Annotated in this window: 13 protein-coding genes; 3 read left to right on the forward strand and 10 right to left on the reverse strand. The window is 66.5% G+C overall.

What is annotated here, in order from left to right; all coding sequences use genetic code 11:
* Positions 1-16 precede the first annotated feature (16 nt).
* The 3 genes from BSE24067_RS16660 to BSE24067_RS16670 form a co-directional block, all read right to left on the reverse strand.
* On the reverse strand, positions 17-1240 hold the full coding sequence (locus BSE24067_RS16660; protein ID WP_151063361.1) for a polysaccharide biosynthesis/export family protein: 1224 nt from the start codon (positions 1238-1240) through the stop codon (positions 17-19).
* Positions 1241-1940: 700 nt separating this feature from the next.
* Positions 1941-3797, reverse strand: coding sequence for a serine aminopeptidase domain-containing protein (locus BSE24067_RS16665; protein WP_151063362.1), 1857 nt, complete (start codon positions 3795-3797; stop codon positions 1941-1943).
* On the reverse strand, positions 3794-3961 hold the full coding sequence (locus tag BSE24067_RS16670; protein ID WP_170297430.1) for a hypothetical protein: 168 nt from the start codon (positions 3959-3961) through the stop codon (positions 3794-3796). Before BSE24067_RS16670 ends, BSE24067_RS16665 begins: the two co-directional genes overlap by 4 nt.
* A 403-nt stretch (positions 3962-4364) precedes the next feature.
* On the opposite strand from BSE24067_RS16670, the gene BSE24067_RS16675 reads away from it, so the two are divergent.
* Positions 4365-5624: an oligosaccharide flippase family protein gene (locus tag BSE24067_RS16675; protein ID WP_151063363.1), complete on the forward strand. Its 1260-nt coding sequence runs from the start codon at positions 4365-4367 to the stop codon at positions 5622-5624.
* 490 nt (positions 5625-6114) lie between these two features.
* Positions 6115-8316, forward strand: a complete 2202-nt coding sequence (locus BSE24067_RS16680) for a glycoside hydrolase family 3 C-terminal domain-containing protein (RefSeq protein ID WP_151063364.1) — start codon at positions 6115-6117, stop codon at positions 8314-8316.
* 183 nt (positions 8317-8499) lie between these two features.
* Here the strand turns inward: BSE24067_RS16680 and BSE24067_RS16685 are convergent, their stop codons facing one another.
* Positions 8500-9747 carry an NAD(P)/FAD-dependent oxidoreductase gene (locus tag BSE24067_RS16685; protein WP_151063365.1) on the reverse strand — a complete coding sequence of 416 codons (1248 nt, stop codon included), beginning with the start codon at positions 9745-9747 and terminating at the stop codon, positions 8500-8502.
* A gap of 110 nt (positions 9748-9857) precedes the next feature.
* Here BSE24067_RS16685 and BSE24067_RS16690 point away from each other — a divergent pair, with 110 nt between their 5' ends.
* Positions 9858-10577 carry a class I SAM-dependent methyltransferase gene (locus tag BSE24067_RS16690; RefSeq protein WP_151063366.1) on the forward strand — a complete coding sequence of 240 codons (720 nt, stop codon included), beginning with the start codon at positions 9858-9860 and terminating at the stop codon, positions 10575-10577.
* A 41-nt stretch (positions 10578-10618) separates the two neighbouring features.
* Here the strand turns inward: BSE24067_RS16690 and BSE24067_RS16695 are convergent, their stop codons facing one another.
* Genes BSE24067_RS16695 through BSE24067_RS16720 form a run of 6 tightly spaced genes read right to left on the reverse strand, consistent with a single transcriptional unit; the run spans position 10619 to position 15193 of the window.
* The gene (locus BSE24067_RS16695; RefSeq protein WP_151063367.1) at positions 10619-11020 is read right to left on the reverse strand and encodes an excinuclease ABC subunit A; all 402 of its coding nucleotides are present in this window, start codon (positions 11018-11020) and stop codon (positions 10619-10621) included.
* Positions 11021-11063: 43 nt separating this feature from the next.
* On the reverse strand, positions 11064-11489 hold the full coding sequence (locus BSE24067_RS16700; RefSeq protein WP_151063368.1) for a signal peptidase: 426 nt from the start codon (positions 11487-11489) through the stop codon (positions 11064-11066).
* A gap of 32 nt (positions 11490-11521) precedes the next feature.
* Positions 11522-12742, reverse strand: a complete 1221-nt coding sequence (locus BSE24067_RS16705; protein WP_151063369.1) for a beta-ketoacyl synthase N-terminal-like domain-containing protein — start codon at positions 12740-12742, stop codon at positions 11522-11524.
* On the reverse strand, positions 12739-13968 hold the full coding sequence (locus tag BSE24067_RS16710; protein ID WP_151063370.1) for a beta-ketoacyl-ACP synthase: 1230 nt from the start codon (positions 13966-13968) through the stop codon (positions 12739-12741). Before BSE24067_RS16710 ends, BSE24067_RS16705 begins: the two co-directional genes overlap by 4 nt.
* Positions 13968-14693, reverse strand: coding sequence for a 3-ketoacyl-ACP reductase FabG2 (locus BSE24067_RS16715; protein WP_151063371.1), 726 nt, complete (start codon positions 14691-14693; stop codon positions 13968-13970). The genes BSE24067_RS16710 and BSE24067_RS16715 overlap by 1 nt, the downstream gene beginning before the upstream one ends.
* Entirely contained in the window at positions 14690-15193 is a 504-nt protein-coding gene (locus BSE24067_RS16720) for a hotdog family protein (protein WP_151063372.1), read from the reverse strand. Before BSE24067_RS16720 ends, BSE24067_RS16715 begins: the two co-directional genes overlap by 4 nt.
* Position 15194 lies beyond the last annotated feature (1 nt).

Here is a 15194-nt window from a genome sequence, read left to right on the forward strand (position 1 = left end):
AAATTCGCCGCGAGCGTCACGGCGAAATGGCCTTCGCCGTCAGCGCACCTTGCGCGGACGATGGAATCAGCAGGTTCACGACGCGGCTCCAGCGCACCAGCGACGACGCATCGACGAACACGACGTCGCGCCGCTCGAGCGGAAACTGATCGGCAAGCGCGAACGATGCAGGCGAGCTGCCGTCGAGGTGGTACACCCGCGGACGGTTGTCTGGCCCGCGACGCACGACGAATACCTGGCGCGCGTCCGACGTGTACTGACTCACGCCGCCCGTGTCGCCGAGCGCTTCGCCGAGGCTCATCCGGCCGTCGGTCAACGTCAGCGTCGCGGGCCGCGATACCTCGCCGAGCACGAACACCTTCGCATCGCTCGCCGCGCGCACGCGCACGAGATCGCCGTCGCGCAGCAGAATGTTCGACGGATTCACGCCCGCCGCGATCAGCGCCGGCAGGCTCACGTTCACGGTCTTGTCGCCGCGCGTCACCGAAACCCGCGAGCGATCCGCCGTCGCGGTGAAGCCGCCCGCACGGTCGATCGCCTCGGGCAGCGTCATCGGCATGTCGTTGACGATCTGCAGACCGGGCGTGCGCACCTCGCCGTCGAGATAGACGCGCTTGCTGCGATAGCTCTGCACACGAAGCGCGAGCTGCGGCTTGCGCACGTATTCACCGAGCCGCTTCATCAGCAGCGCGCGCGCCTGCGCCTCGGTCAATCCGGCGACGTGCACGAGGCCCGCATACGCGAACTGCACGTTGCCGTTCGCATCGACCGTGTAGCCCGTCGCGACGGAGCTGGCGCCGACGCCGTCGCCGCCACCGATCGTCTGCGTCGTCGGCAGGTTCAATTCGGGGTGGTCCCATACAACGATGCTCAGCACGTCGCCGGGGCCGATCGTGTACGGCATAGGCTTGCCGAACAGCTGGCGAATTTCCGCATCGACGTCGGCCGGCCGCCCCGCATGGTGCTGCGCGACGAATGCCGGCGTGATTTCGATTAGGTCCTCGCTCGACACGTTCTGCACGCCGTCAAGGCCACCCGATCCCGATGCGTCAGCGGCCACGCGTGCATACGCGTCGCGCTCGGCCGGTGAACGGTAGGTCATGCCCGGCGACAACACGCAGGCGCTCAGGGCGCACGCGGCCGCCGAGATCGCCATGCGCGACAGCCACCATGCGCGGGCAGCGGCCCTGCGTGGCGTCGGCGTCGCGAGCGTCGATTCCGGTTGCGTGGTGATTGACATGGTGCCCTTCCAAAACTGTGCGGTAACCCGCCGAACGCGGCGAATTCCGGCATTACGCTTGCCCAGCGCGGCTCCCAATGGATTGCCGCACCGCCCTCTTCACCGCACGTCACTCCGTACGATTCGTCATGAACTTCTCTTCGTCGCTTCCATCATTCGTCTTCATCGCATCTGCCGGCTTCATGTGTGCCGCCGGTGCACAGACGCTGTCCCGCGCACCCGCCGACACGCCGTCTTTTGCGTCTTCGCCGAACGTTGCGACGGTGCCGCCGCAACGTTCGGCGCAAGCCGCCACCGCAAGCGCAGCAGCTGAACCTGCGGCGACCGCGTTCGCGGGCCCCGCGTCGAGCGCCGCCGCGCAACCCGGGGCGCGCGCCCGCAGCACACTGCGCCGGCCGCTCGTGCCAACGCGTCCGCATCGCGCGCAGGCGACCCTTCCGCCGGCTGACTACGACGTATGGCGAAACGACACGTTGTACGCATCACCCTACGAAAAATCGCAGTATGCGGAGCCGGGCACTCCAAACTGACACATTCGAGCCGGTCATGCCGCGGCATGACCATGCATGCATCGATAGCGGATTGGACACCACGGCGAACGCCGCGTCTGTGAGCGACCCCACCGAACGCCGATCTTCATACGACGTCGCGATCCCGCCCCAACGCGCCGGTACGTACAACGCGTGCGGCACGGCACACATCATGGCCTGCCGACCGACACGTTCGCGTACGATCCGGCCGCCGCTTCAGGCGCGGCGGGATCGGCGACGCGCACGACCGGTCTCGCCGAGTCTCGGCCGAGCGCCTGCATGCACAGCGCGATCACGATGTCCGTGCCGAGCGCGCCGTATACCGCGTGATCGACCTGCGGCTCCAGATGCAGCCGCACGTGGCGCGAACGTCGGAACGCGCGCTCGATCGCACCGAAGTGGCGTCGCACGTCATCGATACCGGGATCGAGCGCGCCGTACACCAGCGTCGTGCGCACATTGCGCTGCGCCAGCACCTGCATCACGCCGCGCGGCGTGCCGACGCGCGGCTTCCAGCCGAGGCGCGCAGCCGCCTCCTTCACCGGCACGCTGACGCGTGCGATCGCATTGGCGGCGACGGCCCGCACGATCGGCCGCAAGTCGCGCCGTTCGCGCACGAGGCGCTTCCATTTCTGCCAGTCGCGCACCGACAGCCAGTAGCCGCGCACCGAGTTGTTCCGCTGCTTCTGAACCGCCTCCAGCGAGAGCCCGGCCGGCCACACGAAGCGCGCCAGATTGATCGCGATCACGCCGCCGAGCGACGGCGTCTTCACCGCCGCATGCAACGCCGCATACGCGCCCGAACAAATCCCGGCCGCGGCCACTTCCGGGTAGCCAAGCGCACGTAGCCAATCCGCGGCGGCCGCCACGTCGTCGCTCGACTGAGTCGAATACACGAGGCCCGACTGGTCGTCGGGCGCGGCGGCCCCGCTGTCGCCGACGCCGTTCACGTCGATCCGCAGCGTCGTGACGCCGGCGCGTGCGAGCGTCCGCGCGAGGCGCACGCTGAAGCGCCCTTCTCCGCTACGCGGATTCGTCGACGTATTCGCGATCACGAGCGCCGGCGCGGCGGGATTCGCCGGCCCCGTATCGGCGGGACGGCACAGCACACCGACCAGCCGATCCGGTCCGACCGCGACAACCTGCTCGGTCATGTCCGTCATGTCGAGCGCGACAGCCGATTCGCCATTCCATGACCGACACGGCGGCCCCGCCGGTTCGATGCCGGCGGACGCACGCGGCGCCCGTTCGGCGATCCAGTTCGCGAGCGTGTCGATCGCCGCGAGCGGCAGGCGCGAGCGCGTACCATCCAGCATCGTCGTCGGCCATTCGCGGAACGGCTCGATCGCTACGTCGACGCCGCGCGCGAGCAGTGCATCACGCAACGCAGGTCCGTCCCCCTGATCGGGATCGACCAGCAGCATCGCGCCGGGCAACGTCGGTGCATCGCACACGACGTCGCATAGATCGACCGCCTTCAATGCATCGACGAAGTCGTCGGGAAAGCGGTGTCCGAGCACGTTCATGCACGGTTCGTCGCGATGTGCGGCGCGAATCGCCGGCGACGTGATGTCGAGCCACTGGCGGTGCACGAACGACAGCTCGCGGAGATATGCGCGCCCGCGCACGACGGGTGCGAGTGCCGCGAAAGCGTCGACACGCGGCGACGCGCGCCTGCCGTCGCCCGTTGCGGCGAGCATCGCGAACAGCGCGCCCGCGCGGATTCCGACGAGCGTCAGCGACGCGACACCGACCTGGTCACGCAGCATGTTGATTGCGTCGTGAATGCTGTCGATGGTGGCGGCATACCGATTGGCGTCGCGATCGTCGCCCGCGGAATCGCCAGTGCACGGATAGTTGAACCGCAACACCGTGACGCCGTCGCGGGCCAGGCGCTCCGCCACCGCCCGGATGATCTTGTGCGTCCACGATGCCTCGTGGCCCAACGACTCGCACAGGATCACGCCTTGTGTCGTCTGTCCTTCGTGCAGCCACCCCACGCAGCTGCCGAACGTGATCGGCTTCAATCGGTACTCCTCGGATCGGTATTTTTATCGGACGTGAACACGCGGCCCGGCGGCTCCACCGGAATGGGCAATGCCACGATCGTGCGATTGCTGGACGAAGAACGCACCGTCACGCGGCAGCGTCCCAAGCCACGCCCCTGCGCGGCCCGGGCGACCTGTTCCATGCGTTGTCCCTACTCCCGTTGCTCGCGGGGACCAGCGCTGCATGCTCGAGGTCGTCAGGCGGTTTCCGTCGTGAACCAAAACAGTGCGCTCGATTAGAGCACCCGGTTCGAGCTTCCTTCGGTGCGCCAGCTTACAAATACATTCAACGTCGCACGCCGTGTAGCGATTCATGCCACGCGCAAAAACGGAATCCTCGAACGGTAGGCTCGCGAACATAGTCGTCCAGTGCGGCCCGTATCATGGCCGCCATACGATGTGGCCGTGTCCGGCGACGCCGGACGAAACCGGCGCCAGCGGGAACGAGCCGCGAATCCATGCAGCCGGCTCAGCGCCGACCGGATGCACGCGCGCAGCGCGGCCCCATGCCGCCGCGCTGCGACACCCACGGCGCCGACCGAGCGAATGTCAAACCTCAAGAAGAACTTCCTGCTGCTGCTGACGTTGCAGATTTCGATGTACGCGGTGCCGCTCCTGATCGCACCGCTGCTGACGCACGCACTCGGTCCCGAAGGCTACGGGCAGCTCGCGTTCTCGCTTGCCGTTATCGCGTATCTCACCAACTGCACAAGCTACAGCTTCGACCTGACCGCCACGCCACGCATCGCACTCGCTCGCGACAACCGCGCCGAACGCTCGCGCATCTTCTGGGCGACGCTGTACGCGCAGATCGGCATTGCGGTAATCTGCTTCATCGTGCTCGTCGTGCTGATCTTCGCGGTCGAGCGCTTCAGCGAAGACCGCGACCTGCTGCTGATCGGTTTCGGAATGGTCGCCGGCGTGGCATTCACGCCGGGCTGGTATTTCCAGGGGATGGAAAAGCTGCGCGCGCTCAGCGTGATCCTGTTCATCGGCCGCATCCTGAGCCTGCCGGCCATGTTCGCGCTCGTGCACAGCCCGGCCGACATCGATCGCGCGATGATCGTCAACGCGGCGGTGCCCACGCTGTCCGCGATCGCGCTGGCCGCGTACCTGTACTTCAACCGGGAAGTTGACTTCGTGCGCGTCGGCGCCGCCGACATCGCCGAATCGCTGAAAGGCGGCTGGCAGGTGTTTCTCGCTTCGACATCGATCGCGTTCTATGCGTCGACCAATACCGTACTGCTCGGCTTCGTCTCCGGCAATGTCGCGGCCGGATACTTCGCCGCCGGTGACAAGCTGATCCGCGCGGCGCTCAGCATGCTGCAGCCGTTGAAGGCCGCGACCTATCCGCGCATCAGCTATCTGATGCGGCACGCGCGCACCGACGCGTTTTCGTTCCTGCGCAAGCTATTCGCCGTGCAGATCGCAATGGTGCTCGGCATCTCGCTCGTGATCTTCTTCGGCGCACCGCTCGCCGTTCGAATGCTCTATGGACCGTCATACGAACCGACGGTCCACGTGCTGCGCTGGATGGCGTTCATTCCATTCATGGCCGGCATGACCGACCTGTTCGGCGTTCAGACGATGTTGCCACTCGGGATGAAAGCCGCATTTACGCGCATCCTCATGTCATCCGGAATCCTCAACATCGTGCTCGTCCCGGTGCTCGCGAAGTACTTCGCCGAATTGGGCGCCGCGGCCGCCGTGCTGACGGCCGAGGCCGCGGTCGCAACCGCGCTCGCGATCGTCGTCTATCGCGCGGGCGTTCCACTGCCGGGCAACCCCGCCGCACGGCGCGGCTAGCGTAGCAGCACACCGCACCGCAACGATTCGGCGGTCGGAATCTGCCGACTTTCGATTCGATGCGCCTGCAACGAGCCTTCTCTTGCGGCACATCAAGCTGTATGCGCCCCAAGCACGCGCGCCAGGTACTTCTTACCCCCCCGCACCGCAGCAACCGGCAGCGATGACCGCTTGTGCTCGCGCCGCCGCCGTTCGATCGAAGAAAGATCGTACGTATCGGTATAAACACCGATGCTGTAGTCAAACTACATTCGTACGATTGGTCGCTGCAGAGAATCGCTACATCCGATTCGGCAGTGTCGGACGGTCCGCGTCGCCGTCCGCATGACTCGACCGGGGCCCAACCGGCCGTAACGATTCCCCGCCCGCCTGGCATGCCGACGCGCAACCAACCAGCATCGCCAGCCGAATGCGTCCGGTGCGAATCCACCGGACGTGCGCAGCTCCAGAGAACATTCGAACAACCGGCAATACGATCATGGAGAGCAACATGCGGGACACACTCTGGCCGGCCGCCGTGCTGGCAGCGACCCTCTGCACCAGCGTCTATGCAGCGAACGCCGATTTCGATTCACGCGGCGACGCCGCCGACGCATTCGCGTCATCCGCCGCGCAACGGCGCGCCGACCTGCTCGTGCGCAAGATGACGCTCGACGAGAAGCTTCAGTTCATCCATTCGCAATACGAAATGTCTAAGGTGCCGGGCGGCGGTGCCGGCTACATCCAGGGCGTGCCGCGGCTCGGCATTCCCGATCTGAACATGGTCGACTCGGCGACGGGATCCGGCAGCACGTCTCAGCCCAGCACCACCTTCCCTGCGACGATCGCTGTGGCCGCGAGCTGGGATCGCCGCCTGTCGTACGACTACGGCAAGCAGGTCGCGATTCAGTTGCGCGCGCAAGGATTCGGCATGGGATTGGGCGGCGGCACGAACCTCGCTCGCGAGCCGCGCGGCGGCCGGCTGTTCGAGTATCTCGGCGAAGATCCGCTGCTCGCCGGCGACCTGCTCGCGGAGCGCACGCTTGCCACGCAGCGGCAGAAGGTCATCGCGACCATCAAGCACTATGCGGGCAACGAGCAGGAACACGGCCGGATGGGCGGCAACACGCAGATCGACGAGCGTACGCTGCGCGAGCTCTACCTGCTGCCGTTCGAGATCGCCGCGAAGCGCGGGCAGCCCGGCAGCGTGATGTGCAGCTACAACCGCCTGAACGGCACGTACGCATGCGAGAACAGTCACCTGCTGAACGACGTGCTGAAGAACGAATGGGGCTTCCAGGGCCAGGTGCAGTCCGACTGGGGAGCGACGCACAGCACCGCCGCCGCGATCAACGCCGGGCTCGACGAGGAAGAGGACGTCGGCTCGACCGTCTACCTGACGCCGGCCGCGGTCAAACAGGCGATCGCGAACGGCTCGGTGTCGACCGGCCGGCTCGACGACATGGTGCGCCGCAAGCTCGCGGTGATGATCCGCGTCGGCGTGATGGACGACCCTGCGAAGGGGGGCGGCACGATCGATTTCGCGGCCGGCAACCGGTTCGCGCAGAGCGTCGCCGAGCAGTCGATCGTACTTCTGAAGAACGACGGCAACCAGTTGCCGCTCGCGGCGTCCGCGCTGTCGCGCATCGCCGTGATCGGCGGCCATGCGGACACGGCCGTGCTGTCCGGCGGCGGCTCGGGCAACACGCGCGACCCGGTCAGCGGTTCGTTCGCCGGCTGCGGCGGCCTGACGTTCGGATCGTCGACGGGCTGCAGCTGGTGGCGCAATCCGTGGCTCAAGGTCGACGTGCCGATCGTCGCGGCGATCCGCGCGCTCGCGCCGGCGGCCCAGGTGACGTTCGCGGGCAACAGCGACCAGCAGTCGCCGTTCCGCGCGTACACGCAGCAGGAAATCGACCAGGCCGCGGCGCTCGCGGGCCGCTCGGACGTCGCGATCGTCGTGGTCGCGCAGCCGGCCGGCGAGGACTTCGGCGATCTGCAAAGCCTGAGCCTCGCGAATCCGTCGAACCAGGATGCGCTCGTCGAAGCAGTCGCGCGTGCGAACCCGCACACGATCGTCGTCGTCCAGAGCGGCAATCCGGTGCTGATGCCGTGGAAGGACAGCGTGTCGGCGATCGTCGAGGCGTGGTATCCGGGCGAAGGCGGCGGCAAGGCGATCGCGAACGTGCTGTTCGGCGCCGTGAATCCGTCCGGCAAGTTGCCCGTCACGTTCCCGGCGCGCGATCAGGACACGCCGACCTGGGGGCAAAACGGCGCGTTCGAAAACGATCCGGTCTATGCGGAGAAGCTCAACATGGGCTATCGCTGGTACGACGCGCACAACATCAAGCCGATGTTCGAGTTCGGCTACGGGCTGTCGTACACGCACTTCGCGTATTCGGGATTGTCGGTATCGCGTCAGCGTGACGGCTCGCTGAGCGTCGCGTTCACCGTGCGCAACGACGGCCGCGTCGCCGGCGCGGAAACGCCGCAGGTCTATCTCGGCGTGCCGTACAAGGACGAACCGCCGAAACGGCTGGTCGGCTGGGAGAAGATCCGGTTGAACCCGGGCGAAGCGCGGCACGTGCGCGTGACGGTGTCGCCGCGGATGCAGAGCGTGTGGGACACGTCGCGCAACGGCTGGAAGTTCGTGCCGGGCGGGACGGTGTATGTCGGTGCGTCGTCGCGCGATATCCGGCTGCAGGGTAGCTGAGTCATCGGCAGGCGGCACGGTGCGCCGAGCGGAACATCGCTCGGCGCGCGCGCCAACATGGTCAAGATCGCCGCGACCTTCGCGCCGGCACGGCGCCGGCGCAAATGACGACGGGCGAATCGGACAGCCGGGACGTCCCGCGCCGTCCGCATCGCCCCGTGTCGCACATGCCGCTCGGGCGAATCAGCCGAGGCTGGAGGAACGACAGAATTCAGCGAGCACGTCGAGCCCTCGTGCCGGTTCCCGTACGAAAGGATTCGTCTCGTCCCACGCGTAGCCGGCCAGGATCGAGCAGATCATGTCCTTCACGTCGGACGCCTTGTCCTCATGGAACACGATGTCCTGCAACGCCCCCGAGTACCAGCGCTCGACGAACGCGCGGAACGTGTCGATACCCTTGCGCAGCGCGATGTCGTAGTCGCGCGCCCAGTCGACCGTCTCGCCGCGCAACTGGCGTTCGAGCGCGGCAACCGCCAGATGCGCCGAGCGCATCGCGATCGTCACGCCCGACGAAAAGATCGGGTCGAGGAATTCGCCCGCGTTTCCGAGCAGTGCATAGCCGGGGCCATGCAAACGCTCGACGTTCGACGCATAGCCGGAGATGCGCCGCACCGGCATCACGAACGGCTTGCTTCCCACCAATCGCGACAGTGTGGGCTCGCTCTGCAGCAATTCACGCAACAACGATTCCTGCCGGGATTCCGGCACGTCGAGAAAGCCGGCATCCGCCACGCAACCGACCGACGAGCGGCCGTTCGTCAGCGGAATCATCCAGAACCACACGTCGCGCCGTTCCGGGTGGACCGCGATGCAGATCTTGTCGCGATCGGTCGAACCGGCCGGCAGGCCGTCTGCGACGTGCGAAAAGATGGCCGCGCGGGTCGGCAGGCCGGTCGGCGCCTCTAGCCCCAGCAATCGCGGCAGCACGCGCCCGAACCCGCTCGCATCGAGCACGAACGACGCATGAACGGAATATTCGTTGCCGGCTTCGTCGGCGACGTCGAGCCGCGGCGTATCGCCGGGCTCGAACGCACGCACGGTATGGCCGAACCGCACGTCCGCGCCCTGCTCGGCCGCGCGGCGAATCAGCAGATCGTCGAACGCTGCGCGCTCGACCTGATATGCGGTCCCCCAGCCGTCGGAAAACTTCTCGCGGAAATCGAACGACGACATTCTGTCGCGGTACACGAAATACGCACCGTTCTTGAACTGGAAGCCGGCTTCGACGACGGCCTGCAGCATGCCCGCCTCCTCGAGATACTGCATGCTCTGCGGCAACAGGCTTTCGCCGATCGAGAAACGCGGAAAATGCTGGCGTTCGAGCACCAGTACCGAGCGGCCGGCCTTGCACAGCAGCGCCGCGGCGACGGCACCGGAGGGCCCGGCCCCGATGATCGCAACGTCGGCGGAATTCGGTTTCATATGGTTCATGCTGGCCAACTCATTTCAATTGATTGGGTATCTTATGTTTCTCACGCCATGATCCGGCGTTGCAAACTACAATAGGCGCTCAACAAATCCAAGATTCCGACGAGAGACCCATGACGTCTTACCGCACGCACGCTCCCGCCTATGTTCCCGAAACCCGCTTCGGCATCTGGTTTCTTCGCACGCATACGTGGGAGCATCATGTGCTCAGGGTTGCCATCGACGATCTGAAGCGGCTCATCTCGGCACCGCTGCCGGTTACGCCCGTCATCGTCGATGCCGGCTGCGGCCAGGGCAAGTCGTTCCGCCTGCTGTCCGACGCATTCTCGCCCGCCAGGATCATCGGCATCGATTGCCACCGCGAATCGCTCGAACATGCGGCGGCCGAAGCCGGCCGCTGCGCGACGCCTGTCGAGCTGCACCATGCCGACTGCACGCGGATTCCGGTCGCCGATTCGAGCGTCGACATCGTCTTCTGCCATCAAACCTTTCACCATCTCGTCGATCAGGAGCCCGCGCTGAGCGAGTTTCTCCGGGTGCTGAAACCCGGCGGGCTGCTGCTGTTCGCAGAATCGACCGACGCGTACATCAAGTCCTGGGTCATCCGGCTACTGTTCCGTCATCCGATGGAGGTTCAGAAAAGCGCCGACGGCTACCTCGCCATGCTTCGCGACGCCGGGTTTGCATTCGAATCCCGCAACGTGTCGTTTCCGTATCTGTGGTGGAGCCGCGCGAAAGACTTCGGGCTGCTCGAGCGCATCGGCCTGTACGCACCGAAGCCGGGCAAGCGCCGCGAGACGCTGGTCAACGTGGCTGCACGCAAGCCTGTCTGAGCAAGGCCGCCGTTCGGCGGCCCCTTCCTGCCGCGTGCCGGTTACGGCTTCAACGTCACGACCTCGCCCGTCAGTGCCGCGCCGGCCACGACCGCACCGGCGCCGCACGTGTACTCGGTCGCGCTCGAGCGCAACACGTTGCGATAGTTGCTCTTGATGCCGATCACGGCATTGCCGCCTTCCTTTCGCGCGCGCGCCTGGAGTTCGATCACGGCCGACAGGAACACGTGCTGGCACGCCGCGTCGTCGCTCTTGCCGAACGCGTTGGTCTTCTTGTTGGTCGCGAACGAACCGTACGACTTCAGCACGCGCGGATGCGCCTGATCGCCGAAATACAGCGCGACGCCGTCATCGAGCTTGCCTTCGTCGCTCTTCAACGCGCTCTCGATCGGATAGTCGCGGATCGTGTCCCGTGCGTATGCGGTCGAGGCCGCGAACGTCATGGCGAGTAGTGCCGTTGCAATGCGATATTTCACGTGGACCCCGTTATTGTGCGTTCAGTTGCACGACGTCGCCCGATACGGCGATCGCGCCGGCGCTGCCGCTCACGCCGCACGTGAATTCGGTCGTCGAGTTCGAACGCTTGTCATGAAAACGCGTCGTCACATTGATGACCGCGTTCCCGCCATGATTCTTCGCATACGTGCGAAGGCGATTCAATGCCTCGCTCAGCGCCTGCTCGCACGTCGGCTGCTCGGTTTGCGTGCCGCGCTGGACGCGCACGGACTCCGAACGCGGACCGATGCTGGTCTTCACGTCCGGATGCGGCTGCGCCCCGAAATAGATCGCGACGCCGCTCGCGTCCGCTGCGGTCGCCGCTGGCGGCAGCGGCAGCGAACGCACCACGGTGCCGCATCCGGTCAGCAACGATGCCGCGACCAGCATGCCGGCCAGGTGTCCTTTGTGCTTCATTGTTATCGTCCTCTCAGCTCAGTAAGTTCACATCAATCGCCCTTCCAGGCGTCCAACAACACACTTGCACAGCTGCCGCCGAAGCCGAACGAAACGGACAACGCGCGCCGGATCGTCGCTTCGCGCGCGTCGCGCACGAGCGGCATGCCCGCGATGGCGGGATCGGCTTCGCGGCCGACGGCCGTCCCTGCGACGAAGCCGTCGCGCATCATCAGCAGCGTATAGATCGCCTCATGTGCACCGCTCGCGCCGAGCGGATGTCCGGTCATGCCTTTCGTCGACGAGAACGCCGGCACGTCGCCGCCGAATACGTCGGCAAGCGCCTTCAGTTCCTCGATGTCGCCGAGCGGTGTCGACGGCGCATGCGTGTTGACGTAGTCCGGGCGTCGTTCGGTGCCGGCGAACGCGGCGCGCATCGCGCGTGCGATGCCGGGCGCGTGAGGCGCCGCCATGCCGGCGCTGTCCGTGCATTGACCGAACCCCGCGACTTCTGCGTAGATGCGTGCGCCGCGCGCGCGCGCATGCTCGAGCGATTCGAGCACGAGCATGCCCGCGCCGGACGCGATCACGAAGCCGTCGCGGCCAAGCGCATACGGGCGCGACGCACATTCCGGCGTGTCGTTGAAACCGCTGGACAGCGCGCCCATCGCGTCGAACATCAACGTCATGTTGTCGTGCAGCGCTTCGCTTCCGCCTGCCAGCACGATGTCCTGGCACCCGGACCGGATCAGTTGCGCCGCGTGCCCGATCGCGAGCGCCGCGCTCGTGCACGCGGACGACGGCGAGTACGACACGCCCTCGATACCGAACAGCTGCGCAACGCATGCCGACGCCGTGCTGCCCATCGCCTTCGGAACGACATACGGCGGCGTCTTGTCGATGCCGCGACGCTGCGCGACGGCCATCGCATCGTCGTAATCGGCGATCGATCCGATGCCCGACCCGACGATCGCGCCCGCGCGCGGCGAGCGGAGCAGGCCGGCATCGAGGTCCGCGTCGTCGAGCGCCGACGCGGCCGCATGCGCGGCGAAGCGCGCCGTGTCGCCCATGAACCGTTCGTGCTTGCGCGCGAACCGCAGCGCCGTTCCGACCGACGCCGCCCCCGCGACCTGGCTGCGAAAACCACGCTCGCGCCACGCGTCGATGCGGGTCACGCCCGAGCGACCGGCGCGCAGCGCGGCCGATACGTCATCGAGCGAATTGCCGAGACACGATACGATGCCGAGCCCGGTGACAACGACGCGCGCCGTCACGAAGCAGCCCGCCGGAAGACCAACGACGTATTGATCCCGCCGAACGCGAAGTTGTTGCTCATCACGAATTCCGCATCGATCCGGCGCGCGTCGCCGACGATGTAGTCGAGCGATGCGCAGGCCGGATCCACCGTCTCGAGATTGATGGTGGGCACATACCAGTTGCGCTTCATCATCTCGATCGTCCACCACGCCTCCAGCGCGCCGCACGCGCCGAGCGTGTGCCCGACATAGCTTTTCAGCGAGCTGATCGGCATGCGCTCGCCGAACACGGACGCCGTCGCATGACTCTCCGCCACATCGCCGCGATCGGTCGACGTGCCGTGCGCATTGACGTAGCCGATCGCACCGGCGTCGAGCCCTGCGTCGTCCAGTGCGAGACGCATCGCCACCGCCATCGTCTCGGCGGTCGGCTGGGTGATGTGCGCGCCGTCGGAATTGCAGCCGAAGCCGACGATCTCGGCGTGGATCGTCGCACCGCGTGCGATCGCGTGCTCGTACTCCTCGAGCACCAGCGTCGCGGCGCCCTCCCCGACCACCAGGCCATCGCGAGCGGCATCGAACGGGCGCGGCGTCAGGTTCGCGGCATCGTTGCGCGTGCTGGTCGCGTACAACGTGTCGAACACCGCCACCGCCGGCCCCGACAATTCTTCCGCGCCGCCCGCGAGCATCAGCGTCTGCTTGCCCGTCGCGATCGCCTCGTATGCGTAGCCGATCGCCTGGCTGCCGGACGCGCACGCGGACGACGTCGGCACGATGCGTCCCTTCAGATCCCAGAACAGGCTGACGTTGACCGCGGTCGTATGCGGCATCATCTGGACGTAACTGTTCGACGTGACGTCCCGCATCGAACCCGTTTCGATCATCGTGCCGAACGCCCGGATCGGCTCGACCGATCCCGACGACGACCCGTACGCGACGCCCATCCGGCCGTCCCGGATCGACGGGTCGTCGGTCAATCCCGCGTCCGCCAGCGCCAGTTCGCTCGCACGCACGGCATACATCGACACCGGCCCCATCGATCGCGTTTTCTTGCGCGGATACGTTTTCGGCAGCTCGAACGCCGGCAACGGACACGCGAGCCGCGTATGCAACGCTTCGTAGCAGTCCCACTCCGGCATGCGCCGCACTGCATTGCGTCCTTCACGCAGCCGCGCTTCGATTTCGTGCCAATGCTGACCGAAGGCGGTCACGCCGCCCATTCCCGTCACGACCACTCGCTTCATCACACCATCCCGCCGTTGACGCCGATCACTTGCCGGGTGACGTAGGTCGCCGCATCCGACATCAGGAAGCCGACTACCGCCGCGACTTCGTCGGGCTGGCCGACGCGGCCCATCGGCACCGTCTTCAATGCTTGCTCGAGCGGCATGTCGTCGAGCATGCCGGTGTCGATCAGCCCCGGCGCCACGCAGTTGACCGTGATCTTGCGCGATGCGAGTTCCACCGCCAGCGCCTTGGTCGCGCCAATCAGCCCGGCCTTCGCGGCGCTGTAATTGACCTGGCCGCGATTGCCCATCACGCCCGACACGGACGCGATCGTCACGATGCGGCCGCCACTGCGCAGACGCACCATCGGCATCGTCAGCGGATGGACGACGTTGTAGAACCCGTCCAGCCCGGTTTCGATCACGATGTCCCAGTCTTCTTCGGACAGCGCCGGGAATGCGCCGTCGCGCGTCACGCCCGCATTGCAGACGATGCCGTAGTACGCGCCGTTCGCTTCGACGTCGGCTTCCAGTTCACGCCGGCACGCCGAACGATCGCGCACGTCGAACTGCAGCACGCCCGCCGTGCCGCCCTGCGCGCGAATCTCCGCGGCGACGCTTTCCGCGTCGGCGCGGCCACTGCGGCAATGAACCGTCACGGCGAAACCGTCGGACGCCACACGCAGTGCCACCGCGCGGCCGATGCCGCGGCTCGCGCCTGTCACGAGAACTCGCCGAGTCATGAATTGAAGCTCCCTTCGATGAAAGATTGGAAATCGTCCGGTTGGTACACCTTGACGACGGCTTCCGCGAAACACGCGCCTTCGGCGTGAATCGCGCACTCGTATGCGCCGTGCCCCTCGTCGCCGCGCAACAGCTCGCGGGCCATGATGCGCAACACGGTATCCGCGCCGAACGCCGGACGATGCGCGACGTAGCGGTTCGCACCGAGCAACACGCCCGGTTTCGCGCGGCCGCCCGCATGCGCGGCAAGCAAGCCGACGTGCGCGGCGATGGCCTGCGCCATCAGTTCGATGCCGATCCACGCGGGCATCGCTCCGTTGCCGTCGGCGTACCACGCATCGCGGCGTGCGATCGCGGTCACTTCGATGCCCGTTGCAGAGCAGCGCTCGATCGCGTCGAGCAGCAGCATCGTGCCGCGATGCGGCAACACGTCCGTCACGTTGCCGACGGGGATGTCCGCGCCGTCGTGCAGCGCGTCGATCAATGATACGGCGTGCATG

Origin of the sequence: Burkholderia latens, assembly GCF_902499045.1 — a bacterium.
In the GTDB taxonomy this organism is placed as follows: domain Bacteria; phylum Pseudomonadota; class Gammaproteobacteria; order Burkholderiales; family Burkholderiaceae; genus Burkholderia; species Burkholderia latens.

Bases quoted from the DNA above. Each gene is read 5' to 3' on its own strand.
- BSE24067_RS16660 (WP_151063361.1), bottom strand. From the start codon at position 1,240: ATGTCAATCACCACGCAACCGGAATCGACGCTCGCGACGCCGACGCCA.
- BSE24067_RS16670 (WP_170297430.1), bottom strand. From the start codon at position 3,961: ATGGAACAGGTCGCCCGGGCCGCGCAGGGGCGTGGCTTGGGACGCTGC.
- BSE24067_RS16675 (WP_151063363.1), top strand. From the start codon at position 4,365: ATGTCAAACCTCAAGAAGAACTTCCTGCTGCTGCTGACGTTGCAGATT.
- BSE24067_RS16680 (WP_151063364.1), top strand. From the start codon at position 6,115: ATGCGGGACACACTCTGGCCGGCCGCCGTGCTGGCAGCGACCCTCTGC.
- BSE24067_RS16685 (WP_151063365.1), bottom strand. From the start codon at position 9,747: ATGAACCATATGAAACCGAATTCCGCCGACGTTGCGATCATCGGGGCC.
- BSE24067_RS16690 (WP_151063366.1), top strand. From the start codon at position 9,858: ATGACGTCTTACCGCACGCACGCTCCCGCCTATGTTCCCGAAACCCGC.
- BSE24067_RS16695 (WP_151063367.1), bottom strand. From the start codon at position 11,020: ATGACGTTCGCGGCCTCGACCGCATACGCACGGGACACGATCCGCGAC.
- BSE24067_RS16700 (WP_151063368.1), bottom strand. From the start codon at position 11,489: ATGAAGCACAAAGGACACCTGGCCGGCATGCTGGTCGCGGCATCGTTG.
- BSE24067_RS16710 (WP_151063370.1), bottom strand. From the start codon at position 13,968: ATGAAGCGAGTGGTCGTGACGGGAATGGGCGGCGTGACCGCCTTCGGT.
- BSE24067_RS16715 (WP_151063371.1), bottom strand. From the start codon at position 14,693: ATGACTCGGCGAGTTCTCGTGACAGGCGCGAGCCGCGGCATCGGCCGC.
- BSE24067_RS16720 (WP_151063372.1), bottom strand. From the start codon at position 15,193: ATGCACGCCGTATCATTGATCGACGCGCTGCACGACGGCGCGGACATC.